The sequence below is a fragment of the Xanthobacter agilis genome, assembly GCF_021730435.1.
Lineage (GTDB): Bacteria > Pseudomonadota > Alphaproteobacteria > Rhizobiales > Xanthobacteraceae > Xanthobacter > Xanthobacter agilis.
In genome coordinates this window covers 17,867-28,974 of sequence record NZ_JABWGX010000040.1, presented here as the reverse complement: position 1 = coordinate 28,974, position 11,108 = coordinate 17,867, and the positions used below count along the sequence as shown (strand labels likewise).

11 protein-coding genes, 1 tRNA gene and 1 pseudogene are annotated in these 11,108 nt (G+C 64.1%); 9 read left to right on the top strand and 4 right to left on the bottom strand.

Translation table 11 applies throughout. From position 1 onward, the window contains the following. The first annotated feature begins 173 nt into the window (after window positions 1-173). Complete coding sequence (locus HUW53_RS20300) at window positions 174-665, top strand: HNH endonuclease (protein WP_237347574.1); 492 nt, start codon at window positions 174-176, stop codon at window positions 663-665. A gap of 256 nt (window positions 666-921) precedes the next feature. Here the strand turns inward: HUW53_RS20300 and HUW53_RS20295 are convergent. Continuing rightward, a tRNA-Gly gene (locus tag HUW53_RS20295) sits at window positions 922-996 on the bottom strand. A 351-nt stretch (window positions 997-1,347) separates the two neighbouring features. Here HUW53_RS20295 and HUW53_RS20290 point away from each other — a divergent pair. From HUW53_RS20290 to HUW53_RS20255, 8 genes and pseudogenes are all read left to right on the top strand, one after another. Beyond that, a pseudogene (locus HUW53_RS20290) lies at window positions 1,348-1,692 on the top strand (winged helix-turn-helix transcriptional regulator); the annotation flags it as partial. Window positions 1,693-1,930: 238 nt separating this feature from the next. Then, window positions 1,931-2,596 (top strand): acyltransferase, encoded by a 666-nt coding sequence (locus HUW53_RS20285; RefSeq protein WP_237347573.1) that lies wholly within the window; start codon window positions 1,931-1,933, stop codon window positions 2,594-2,596. 129 nt (window positions 2,597-2,725) lie between these two features. Next, complete coding sequence (locus HUW53_RS20280) at window positions 2,726-3,769, top strand: Gfo/Idh/MocA family protein (RefSeq protein WP_237347572.1); 1,044 nt, start codon at window positions 2,726-2,728, stop codon at window positions 3,767-3,769. Window positions 3,770-3,812: 43 nt separating this feature from the next. Beyond that, complete coding sequence (locus HUW53_RS20275; RefSeq protein ID WP_237347576.1) at window positions 3,813-4,790, top strand: NAD-dependent epimerase/dehydratase family protein; 978 nt, start codon at window positions 3,813-3,815, stop codon at window positions 4,788-4,790. Further along, complete coding sequence (locus tag HUW53_RS20270) at window positions 4,745-5,935, top strand: DegT/DnrJ/EryC1/StrS family aminotransferase (RefSeq protein WP_370877848.1); 1,191 nt, start codon at window positions 4,745-4,747, stop codon at window positions 5,933-5,935. Before HUW53_RS20275 ends, HUW53_RS20270 begins: the two co-directional genes overlap by 46 nt. After that, window positions 5,935-6,426: an acyltransferase gene (locus HUW53_RS20265; RefSeq protein WP_237347571.1), complete on the top strand. Its 492-nt coding sequence runs from the start codon at window positions 5,935-5,937 to the stop codon at window positions 6,424-6,426. Before HUW53_RS20270 ends, HUW53_RS20265 begins: the two co-directional genes overlap by 1 nt. Before the next feature lie 11 nt (window positions 6,427-6,437). After that, window positions 6,438-7,556: a DegT/DnrJ/EryC1/StrS family aminotransferase gene (locus HUW53_RS20260; RefSeq protein WP_237347570.1), complete on the top strand. Its 1,119-nt coding sequence runs from the start codon at window positions 6,438-6,440 to the stop codon at window positions 7,554-7,556. Between the two features lie 36 nt (window positions 7,557-7,592). Continuing rightward, the gene (locus tag HUW53_RS20255; protein ID WP_237347569.1) at window positions 7,593-9,236 is read left to right on the top strand and encodes a CgeB family protein; all 1,644 of its coding nucleotides are present in this window, start codon (window positions 7,593-7,595) and stop codon (window positions 9,234-9,236) included. A gap of 51 nt (window positions 9,237-9,287) precedes the next feature. Here HUW53_RS20255 and HUW53_RS20250 read toward each other — a convergent pair whose 3' ends face one another. From HUW53_RS20250 to HUW53_RS20240, 3 genes are all read right to left on the bottom strand, one after another. Beyond that, on the bottom strand, window positions 9,288-9,560 hold the full coding sequence (locus HUW53_RS20250; protein ID WP_307500680.1) for a hypothetical protein: 273 nt from the start codon (window positions 9,558-9,560) through the stop codon (window positions 9,288-9,290). A gap of 948 nt (window positions 9,561-10,508) precedes the next feature. Continuing rightward, window positions 10,509-10,772 (bottom strand): DUF1488 family protein, encoded by a 264-nt coding sequence (locus HUW53_RS20245; protein WP_237347568.1) that lies wholly within the window; start codon window positions 10,770-10,772, stop codon window positions 10,509-10,511. Between the two features lie 10 nt (window positions 10,773-10,782). Next, window positions 10,783-11,079: a hypothetical protein gene (locus HUW53_RS20240; RefSeq protein ID WP_237347567.1), complete on the bottom strand. Its 297-nt coding sequence runs from the start codon at window positions 11,077-11,079 to the stop codon at window positions 10,783-10,785. Between the last annotated feature and the right edge of the window lie 29 nt (window positions 11,080-11,108).

The following is an 11,108-nucleotide window of genomic DNA, read 5'->3' as shown; positions in this document are numbered from 1 at the left end:
TGCTTCAACCGCAAGGGCCTCGCCTTCCTCCGTCTCGCCTCCATCCGCCTCATGCTGCGAAGGTTATGCAATCCTGCGTGATGTTCCCGGACAGACTCTAAACCCGCACCATCAAATACCGGGACCAAACACCTAAGGCGAAGGACGTCTTGGGGGAAGCTGCATATAGGCGGTTGTATCAGCGATCATCCGCCACGCTTCGCACGCTCACCGATGACGAAAGGCGGCTGATCGCCGACCTCGAATTGCGCCAGGTCGCAACGGCGAATTCATGGATCGGCATTGAGGACGAGTTCAGGCTGGCCGAGGCCAGCGAGATCAATCCCGATGTGGAACGCGCCATCGGCCGGGACCTTGCGGCGCTTGAAGGCATGGAAGCCGAGCGGTTAGCGAAGGTGAAGCGACGCGCAGCTTGGATCGCGGACAGGTTCATTCGGGAGAGGCAAAGGGCCGGGACGATCATTTGCGACGATTGCGCTTTTGACCCGCGCAAGGTCGCCGAGCAACTTGGAGTGAGGCCACGAAGCCTCTTGGACGTGCACCATAAGAACCCGCTGGACGAGGGGGTTCGATACACAACGACAGCCGATTTTGCGCTGCTCTGCCCAACCTGCCATCGGGTGGAGCATGTGAGGCTTCGAAGATCGAAGCGCCAAAATTCGTGAAAAGTGAAGTGCCCAGCCCCCGTTCCCTTCCCACAGCCCGCTCTCTACGGCGCTATTTGGGGAGCGCGAGAGCGGGCTGTGGAAAGCGAACTACCCTCAGCGCTCTATCTCTCTATCCCTATATCGGCAGGGCGACGGAACGACAGGTCCAGCGCATCAGCCCCAACGCCGTCTCATCCGCGTGGCGACCCGGAAATGAACCGACGAGGCCGCCTTGCGGCGGCCTGACGTAACACACTGATGTCACTAGAAAATTTGGAGCGGGCGATGGGATTCGAACCCACGACCCCAACCTTGGCAAGGTTGTGCTCTACCCCTGAGCTACACCCGCATCCATCTCGCCGCGCCTCAGTGCGTCGCGGCAGGTGCGTTCGTATGCCAGCACGCGATGCCAAATGCAATGCCCCCTCCGCGCAAATTGGCGGTCCATGGCACACAGCCTGTGGATGACGCTCCCCCGGGTAGGTCCGGCCTCCCGGCGGCGGCCGAACCATGGCCCCATCACCGGCAACACCGGTGTGCCGACAGGACCTGCCCTCCAGAAGACCCCGCCCGACGCGGCAAGGTCCGCCGCCGGCCAGCCCACCCACGGCACGGCGACGGTGCGGTCCCCAAGGTCGCCCAAGATCCCCCAAGGCATAATACATATCCAAAGGGAACTTAGTATCGAAGAGGCACTATTATGGCCAAGGTCCGCCACCAGCGCTTCGATTGCAGCCCGGGTTGCGCGGTGGAAGCCGCCATCGGCCTGATCGACGGGAAATGGAAATCGGTCATTCTCTTCCATCTCTTGTCCGGCACCTTGCGGTTCAGCGAGATCCGCCGGCACATCGTCAACATCACCCCGCGCATGCTCACCAACCAATTGCGCGAGCTGGAGGAAGACGGTCTCATCACGCGCCGGATCTATGCGCAGGTGCCGCCGAAGGTCGAATACAGCCTCTCGCCCCTTGGCCACACCATGGAGCCGATCCTGCTCGCCCTGAAAATGTGGGGCGACAGCCATATCGGGCTCTACGGCAAGCCCAACGGCTTTGCGACGCAGGAGCGCACGCCCGCCGATGCCATGGAACCCGGCCCAATCCGAGGCCGGCACCCCTCCTTTGGCCAGCGGCCGGCCCGGCAGGCTCGACCGCCGGGCCGAAGCAGCGTAACTCAGCCGAAGCGGATCTTGGCGACGCACTCCGGCCCAGCCCGAAGAGGGGACGCCGGAGACCGGACGCAACGGAAGGGCAACGGCAGTGTCTCACCCAATGCTGGACGAATTGGCGCGGCTGCTGAACGTCGATCGGAGCGCGCTTGAAGAAGCGGTGCCGCAGCTCGCCCAGGACCAGGCGCAAACGGTCGCCGCGGACCTCTGCCGCTTTCTGGCATCCCCCGAGGCCCGCAAGCCCGTCTTCCACGCCGGCGATGACGCGTTGCGGTCCCAGATCCTCCAGTATCATGCCTCGGACCTGATGACAGACCGCGAGCGCGCGCAATTCCTGGGGCTGCCCGAAGGATGCCGGATCCGCGAGCGTGCCAAGATCCTGGCGCCATCCCGATTGACATGCGGCAAGAACATCTGGATCGGCGAAGGCGCCATTCTCGATGCGCAAGGCGGGCTGACCATCGGCGACAACAGCCAGATCGGGCTCGGCGTCCTGATCTGGAGCCACACGAGCCATTTGCAGGCCATCGCCGGGGAAACCGGCGTGTCACGGGACCGCATCATCTACAAACCCACGACAATCGGCGCCAATTGTTGCGTCATGGGCCCTTCCGTCATCGGCCCCGGCGTGACGATCGGCGATGGCGCGATCATTTCGCCGCTCACCTTCGTGGATCGCGACGTGGCGCCCGGGGAACGCGTCAGCGGTCCGAAATCCCTGAAAAAGCTGGAGCAGCGGGTGGCGGCCATCGAGGAGGCCCTGGCGAAGCTCGGGTCCTGAACCGTCCGGAAAGCCGAATGCCGCCCACGCCGGGGCCGGAAACGCGATCCCCACCCCCCGCCGGCGGCAGCTTCAGGCAAGGTCGATGGACGAAACAGACGCAAGGCTTCCGTGTAAGGGCATGGGATCATGATCAGGGTCGCGTTGTGCGGAATGGGGTATTGGGGCCGCAACCTGTTCCGCGTGTTTTCAAACAGTCGCGCCTTCGATCTCGTCGCCGTCGTCGATGCCAATCCCGAGGTGCGGGAGCGGCTGGCCAGCCAGCACCCCCATTTGCAGCTCTATGACGATGTCTCGGAGCTACTGAAGCATTCCAGCGTCGACGCGGTCGCCATCGCAACGCCCGTCTCCTTCCATTACGAGATCGCCCGCCAGGCGATCGAGGCTGGCCTCCATGTCCTGGTGGAGAAGCCGATGACCGCCTCCAGCGCGGAGGCAGACGATCTCGTGGCCCGCGCCGCGCTGCGCGGCCGCACGCTGATGGTGGACCACACCTTCCTGTTTCACCCCGCCGTGCGGAAGCTGGACGAGCTGGTGAAATCCGGCGCCCTCGGCCACATTTCCTATTACGATTCCCAGCGCATCAACCTCGGCCTGTTCCAGCCCGACGTGAACGTGCTGTGGGATCTGGCACCCCATGACCTGTCGATCCTCGACCTGCTGGTCGGCAGCGAGCCGGTCCATGTGGAAGCCACCGGCTATTGCCACGTCAACGAGGGCTTCCCGGACATCGCCTATGTGACGCTGCACTATCCAAGCTCCATGGTGGCACATCTCAACCTCAGTTGGATGTCGCCCATCAAGGTGCGCCGCATCGCAGTCGGCGGCAGCGAGCAGATGGTGGTCTGGGACGACATGAACCGGGAGGAGCCGCTGAAGATCTATGACAGCGGCATCAGCTTCCGCGCCAAGACCGAGCGCGACATGATCCTGCCCAGCTACCGCATCGGCTCGGTGCATTCGCCGCGCCTCGCCGGCAGCGAGCCGCTGGTGGACATGGTGGAGCATTTCGGCGCCGTCATCCGGGGCGAGCAATCGTGCGTATCCGATGGCGCGTTCGGCCTGCGCATCGTGCGCACCATGGAGCGGGCACAGTCCGCCCTGGATCTCAATCTGCGCCGGGCGCGCGCCGTCACGCGCGCACCGTCGCTGAAGGCCATCGCAGGGGAGTAAGTCTTCGATGACGACATTGGCACAGGTGTCCGGCGGCGACGCCTTGAGCGGCCGGCGCGTCCTTGTGACCGGCGGCGCCGGTTTCGTCGGCTCGCATATTGTGGATCTCCTGCTCGCGCGTGATGTGGCGCAAGTCACCGTCATCGACAACATGATCCGCGGCCGGCGCGCCAACCTCTCGCAGGTGATCGACCAGCCGCGCCTGCGCCTGGTGGTGGGCGACATCCGCGACCGGGCGCTCATGGACGATCTGGTGGCGAACGTGGACGTGGTCTTCCATCAGGCCGCCCTGCGCATCACCCATTGCGCGGCCGAGCCGCGCGCCGCGTTCGAGGTGATGGGAGAGGCAACCTTCAACCTGATCGAGGCGTGCGTCGCCCATAAGGTCGAGCGGGTGGTGGCGGCCTCGTCCGCCTCCATCTACGGCCTCGCGCCGGAGTTTCCGACCACCGAGGCCGCCGCCCCTTACGACAACCGCACCCTCTACGGCGGCCTGAAGCTCTTCAACGAAAGCCTGTTCCGCGCCTTCAACGACATGTATGGCCTGAAGTCCACGCTGCTGCGATATTTCAACGTGTTTGGGCCGCGCATGGACATCCACGGCCGCTACACCGAAGTGCTCATCCGCTGGATGGATCGCATCGCGGCGGGCCAGCCGCCGGTCATCTTCGGCGACGGCGAGCAGACCATGGACTTCATCGACGTGCGCGACATCGCCCGCGCCAACATCGCCGCCGCCCTCGCGCCGATGGAGGACCGCGTCTACAACATCGCCTCCGGCACCGAGGTGTCGCTGAAGCAGCTCGCCGATGCCCTGGTCAAGGTCATGGGGTGCCCGGACCTCGGCCTGGAGTTCCAGCCCGCGCGCACGGTGAACCCGGTGGCGCGGCGCCTGGCCGACGTGTCCCGCGCCCGTGACGAGCTGGGCTTCACCGCCACCATCTCCCTTGAGGACGGACTGCGCGACCTTGTCGAATGGTGGCGCCTGGAACGCAGCGCGCCGGTCGAGGCCGCGTCGTGATTCCCCTGATGCGCCCGTTCGTGGGCGAGGCGGAAGTGGAGGCGGTGGCCGCCGTCATCCGCTCGGGCTGGCTCACCCAGGGCCCGCAGGTGGCCGCGTTCGAGCAGGAGTTCGGCGCCATGACGGGCGCGCCGTTTGCCTGCGCCGTGTCCAATTGCACCAGCGCGCTGCATCTGGCGCTGCTGGCGGTGGGCGTCGGCGCCGGTGATGAGGTCGTCACCGTCAGCCACAGCTTCATCGCCACTGCCAACGCGGTCCACATGTGCGGCGCCGAGCCGGTGTTCGCCGATATCGGCGCGGACGGCTACAATATCGACCCGCGCAAGATCGAACCGCTGGTGACAGCCCGCACCCGCGCCATCCTCTGCGTCGATCAGATCGGCATGCCCTGCGATCTTCCTGCCATCGTCGCCATCGCGCGGGCCCATGGCCTCAAGGTGGTAGAGGATGCGGCCTGCGCCGCCGGCTCGCAGATCCACCTCGACGGCGCGTGGACGCCCATCGGCCATCCGATCGCCGATGTCGCGTGCTTTTCGTTCCATCCGCGCAAGGTGCTCACCACCGGCGAGGGCGGGATGATCACCACCGCCGATCCCGAGATCGACCGGCGCTGTCGCCTGCTGCGCCAGCACGGCATGAGCCTGTCCGACCTCGCGCGCCACACCGCGTCCCGCGTCGCCATCGAAACCTATGACGAGCCCGGCTTCAACTTCCGCATGACCGACATGCAGGCCGCCGTGGGCCGCCAGCAGTTGAAGGCCCTGCCCGCCATCGTGGCCGAGCGGCGGGCGCTCGCCGCCCGCTACGCGGTGCTAATGGGCGCGATCACGGGCGTGAGCGTGCCGCGCGAGCCGGAATGGGCGCGCTCGAACTGGCAGAGCTATTGCGTCGGCCTGCCCGAGACCGCCGATCGTGACGGCGTCATGCAGGCGATGCTCGACCGCGGCGTGGCGACCCGACGCGCGGTGATGTCGTGCCACCTCGAGAACGCCTGGGCGCAAGCCCGTCATGGAGGGCTGGAGCAGTCCGAGCGTGCCAGCCGGACGCATCTGATCCTGCCCCTGTTCAACGGCATGACCGAGGCCGAGCAGGTCACCGTGGCCGACGCCCTCGCCCATGCGCTGGCCGCACAAGGACGCGCCTGATGCCGATCAAGGATGACGTGATTCTCGAAGAGGGCGTGGTCATCTTCCACCCCGACCTCGTCAATCTCTACGGCTGCCACATCGGGAGCGGCACGCGCATCGGCACCTTTGTCGAGATCCAGTCGGACGCCCGGATCGGCGCCAATTGCAAGATCCAGTCGCACAGCTTCATCTGCTCGGGCGTGGTAATCGAGGATGGGGTTTTCGTCGGTCACGGCGTGATGTTCACCAATGACCGCTTTCCCGCCGCCACGCGGGCCGACGGCACCCTGCAGGGCGCCGACGACTGGACCTGCCTTCCCACCCTGGTCCGGCGCGGGGCCTCCATCGGCAGCAATGCCACCATCCTGCCGGAGCTCACCATCGGCGAAGGGGCGCTCGTCGCCGCCGGCGCGGTGGTGACGAAATCCGTTCCGGACCATGCCATCGTCGCCGGTGTCCCCGCGCGCGTGGTCGGCTCCACCCTCCCCGCGGCACCGGACCAAGCGTGAGCCAACTCCCCATGAGCCAGGTTGATTCCGTCCCGTTCGTGGACCTCTCCGTGCAGTGGCGCCAGATCCACGACGACGTCATGCCCGACATCGAGCGGCTGTTCGCGAAGAACGCCTTCTGCCTGGGCCCCTGGGTGGCGGATTTCGAGCAGCGCATCGCCGCGTACCTGGACGTCAAGCACGCCGTTGGCGTCAACAGCGGCACCTCGGCGCTGCACCTGGCCATGATCGCCGCCGGCATCGGGCCCGGCGACAAGGTGCTGGTGCCGGCGCACACCTTCATCGGCACCGTGTGGGGCCTGATCTACCAGGGCGCCATCCCCGTCTTCTGCGATGTCGAGCCCGACACCGCCACCATCGACCTGAAGGACGCGGAGCGCCGCATGGGGCCCGGCGTCAAGGCGATCATCCCCGTCCATCTCTACGGCCAGCCCGCCGATATGGCCGCCGTGCAGGCGTTCGCCGCGCGCCATCACCTTGTGGTCGTGGAGGACACGGCCCAGGCGGTGGGCGCCCGCTACGACGGCAGGCGCGTGGGATCTCTCGGGGCGATGGGGTGCTTCAGCTTCTATCCCGGCAAGAACCTGGGCGCGGCCGGTGAAGGCGGTCTCGTCGTCACCAATGACGATGCGCATGCCGCGACCTTGCGGGCCCTGCGCGATCACGGCCAGAGCCGGCGCTATACGCACGACATCGTGGGCTATAATTATCGCATGGACGGGCTGCAGGGCCTCGTCCTCGGCCATAAGCTGCCCCATCTTGACGCCTGGACCGACCAGCGGCGCGCCGTCGCGGCCGCGTATGCGCAGGGCCTTGGCGATCTGCCGCTGGCGCTGCCGCAGGTGGCGCACGGCGACCACGTCTTTCATCTCTATGTGGTCCGCACGGAACGACGCGACGCGTTGAAGGCATGGCTGGAGGCGCACGGCGTCGGCTGCGGCCTTCATTATCCCGTACCGCTGCACCGCCAGCCGTGTCTGGCCGCCTTTGCCGACGGCGCCGGCGATTTTCCGGTGGCCGACGACTATGCGGCCCACGGCCTGTCGCTGCCCCTGTTCGCGGGCATGACGACGGCGCAACAGGAGCGCGTGATCGACACGGTCCGCGCCTTCTTCCTCGGCCAGAGCTGAAGCGGAAACGCGGGAGTACCCCCAATGGCCCCCCAAATGCCGCGTCGACATGCGCTGTGCGTGCGGCCGCGCCTCAACCCCGAGGCCGCCGCCGTTCTGAACACGGTCGTGAACGAATGGGTCGACACGTTGCGCCTGCATTGCGACGTGACGGAGATCGCCGAGGATTTCGACTTCGCCAAGGTGTGCGAGGCGATTAGGCCGGACATCGTCATCTTCGACACCGCGCATTGGGGGCGGCCTCAGCTGTTGGAGATTTCCAACCTCGACCGTTTTGCGCACATTCCCCGGGTGCTTTACTTCAATTGCGACCCGCACGACCCGTTCCGCCCGGCCACCCTCTCGATGCTCCATCGCTATGGCATCGAGGCCATCTTCACCATGGGCGACGAAACGATCCAGCAATTGCGCGGCCTGGAGCGCCATCCTGTCTTCATCCTGCCGAAATTCATTGACGAAACCGTCTTCAAGGATCGCGGCCTGGACAAGACAATTCCAGTTTCCATATTTTCAGCGCATCTTGTCCCATCTTTCTACCCGTGGCGCGCCCAGATCACGGAAGAAATACAGAAAATAATACCGACACTTCTTTATCCACATCCAGGGTATAATAATTTAAGGACAGACGTCTTTGAAGTCCGTGGCGAAGCCTATTCAGCGCTGATCTCCCAGAGCATGTTTTCCGTCGCGGACACGACGCGGCTCGATTATGCCGTACGCAAGCATCTCGAAATTCCCGGAAGCGGAACGGTTCTCGTCGCGCCGAACTCCCCTGCCCTGCATCCCTATGGCTTCGTGGACATGGAAAATTGTGTCCTCGGCGAGCCGATGGACATCTACCGAAAGATCATCCACCTCGCGCGCGACCGCGCCCATTACGAACGAGTTCGTCGCGCCGGATACGCATTGGTGCACGGCACCTATACGCGTGCGCGCTGGACCTTCATGCTCGACTGGCTGGAGTGCCGCCTGAAGATGGCGCTGGGTGAGGCCGTGCGACAGACCCGCCGCTTCGGGCCGTTCGAGATCACGCCCCGCGACGCGGCCTCGCCCAGCGTGGCCGGCCTTCATTTGACGGATTCGCCCTTGAGCGCCCGCCTGCGTCAGATACGCGATCTCATTCTGGATGGAAGGGCCGAACCGCCGGGCGCCAAGAAGAACCTTGGGGTGGCCGGCGAGCTCATCCATGAGGTGATGAGCTGGGTCAACCATACCAACGAGCCGATTTTCCTCGCCGGCATGATCTGCCTGCTCATGGGCGACATGCCCCAGGCCAAGAAGATGATCGCTGCCCGCTCGATCATGCATCAGGCGGCTGATCCGCGCTACACGCTCCTGGATCCGGTGGAGGCGGCGTGGCTGATGCTGATCGCGGCGCTCACCGGCGACGGCGCGCTGCTGGAGCAGATGCGCCGGCAGTCCGCAACGACACCCCATGTCGCGCTGCGGCGGGTGGCATGGCTGATTTCCTCCCGCGGGCAAGGGGCTCTGCCGCAGGATCCGACCCTGGAGGGGCCACAGCCCGGCGACTGGCTTTCCATGCACTGGCTGGGCGAAGAGGACTTCGCGCAATGGCGTGACCTGGTGCGCCGCATCCTGCGCGCCAATCGCCGTGGCGCCCAGGCAGATGCCCTCGAAAGCCTCGAACATCGTCACGAAGGCGCTGCCCGCATGAATTGAGGATGTGCGCCGCGCCCTCGGTCGCGTGGCGGATCAACGCAATCCGCGCACTCAAGCCGGAGAGACGGCGCCCTCGGTCCGCGCGTCGTTGCCCACCGCGCCCGCCCCCCGGCGGAAGGCCGCCGCCGGATGGCTGGCGGGAAGCCGCGCCCCGCGACCGGGAAACAGCTGCGCGCGCAGGGTGCCCCCGCCATACGAGGTGCGGTAGACACCGCGCGCCTGAAGCTCCGGCACCACCAGATCGACGAACACTTCCAGGGTTTCCGGCGAGACCAGGCGGTTCAGGTTGAAGCCGTCCACATCGGTGTCTTCCACCCAGGACATGAATCGGTTGGCCCCCTCTGCCCCATGCCCTTCGCGCCGCTGTCCAGATAGCCGGTGACCACGTTCCACCCCACGCGCGCCCTTCAGGGTCGCGAAGCGCCGTATCGCGATACGTGCGACCACGATACATTGAACGGCTCCAGAAAATCCTGCCAAACCGCTCGCGCCAATGAACCGGCGCCCAGACTTCGAAGCGCAAGGGTGAAGAGGTCATATTCACATTTATAATATTATTTCAATGATTTTATTTAATAAAACACCTGTCGACCCTGAGGCGGGCATGATCGGGGGAATCCAGCGCGCCGCAGGAAGCCGCCCCACCACCTTCGGCACGCCCGACGCCACCATCGGGAGCGCTCGAGACGCGCAACAGTCACGTCCACGCACGCCTCGCCACAAGCAATATATAAATCAATGCTAATTTAAAACACACTGAATCACTGTATTCATCGATTAATATTCATGCATTATATCATATTAAATAATCATGCCCCCGCAATTATACGCATAAAAGTCGTGATCTCGATATCCATACGAGCACCACACGCTGGCGGCCGGTGACGGATCAGCGGCGGGATCACGGCATCTGGACTAACAAATGAGGCAAAGACGGTATGGCCTCATCCCGCAGAGCGAAGCTGGCACAGAACCGATACATTGAGGGTCAACACTGTATGCACATATATATCAGACACGCGCGCCTTTTTGGCGCGAAATGGCACCCACATTACACAATTACAATTTTTAATACGGACTATTTCATATCATTATTATAAATGAAATTAACTTATTAATATTATAAAAATATTAATACCGGTAAAAATATGAAATTTTTCAGCTTCGTCTTAGAGCGCTTTCCGTGCTCCGCAGCTCACGTCATCCTCCCTAGTATTTTCCATGCACACATTTTCCTCACGCGAACTGAAATCCACTTGACTTGAAAATGCTCTAGAAATCAGCGGCGGACAAATGATGGAAACTCTGCCGCCGCCGTGCGTAGACGCCACAGGCGACCCGTTCGATCCGGGCGCGGTTCATGTCGAAGACCTCCAGCGAGGCGGCTTCATCCTGCCGCGCCTCGGGGCTGAAGCGATGCAGGACATCTTCGTCCAGATGAAACGCGATCTCGAACGTCGAGTCATGTCCCCAGAACGTGACGCAGCGCCGAACCGGGTCATAGCTGCGGCTGACATTCGGAAAATGGAGCGACATCGGACGTCCCTCAGATGAATGCGCCCCGCTCGGCGAACGAGATCGCCGACGAGACATCGGCATGGCCCGCCGTCTCCTGGCGGTCCCTCAACAAGGCGGCATCCAGTTCGACGGGATCAATGGAAAGGCTGGTGCTGCGCCCCGGTGGCGCCGAGACGGCCGGCGTCTGCAGCATGGTTGCCACGCGCCGGTAAGCGACGAAAGACAGACCCAGAAGCTGTTCCTCGTCGATCGCCACGCGATAGGTTCCAGCCGGGAGCGTTCCATCGGCGGAACTCATCCAGAACGGATGCGCGAACGTAACCATTGTCTGATGCGTTCGGATATTCATATCAT

Coding starts and splice junctions, on each gene's coding strand:
- HUW53_RS20255 (WP_237347569.1), top strand. CDS start 7,593: ATGCCGCGTCGACATGCGCTGTGCGTGCGGCCGCGCCTCAACCCCGAG.
- HUW53_RS20240 (WP_237347567.1), bottom strand. CDS start 11,079: ATGGTTACGTTCGCGCATCCGTTCTGGATGAGTTCCGCCGATGGAACG.
- HUW53_RS20270 (WP_370877848.1), top strand. CDS start 4,745: ATGGTGGCGCCTGGAACGCAGCGCGCCGGTCGAGGCCGCGTCGTGATT.
- HUW53_RS20245 (WP_237347568.1), bottom strand. CDS start 10,772: ATGTCGCTCCATTTTCCGAATGTCAGCCGCAGCTATGACCCGGTTCGG.
- HUW53_RS20250 (WP_307500680.1), bottom strand. CDS start 9,560: ATGTCCTGGGTGGAAGACACCGATGTGGACGGCTTCAACCTGAACCGC.
- HUW53_RS20260 (WP_237347570.1), top strand. CDS start 6,438: ATGAGCCAGGTTGATTCCGTCCCGTTCGTGGACCTCTCCGTGCAGTGG.
- HUW53_RS20280 (WP_237347572.1), top strand. CDS start 2,726: ATGATCAGGGTCGCGTTGTGCGGAATGGGGTATTGGGGCCGCAACCTG.
- HUW53_RS20265 (WP_237347571.1), top strand. CDS start 5,935: ATGCCGATCAAGGATGACGTGATTCTCGAAGAGGGCGTGGTCATCTTC.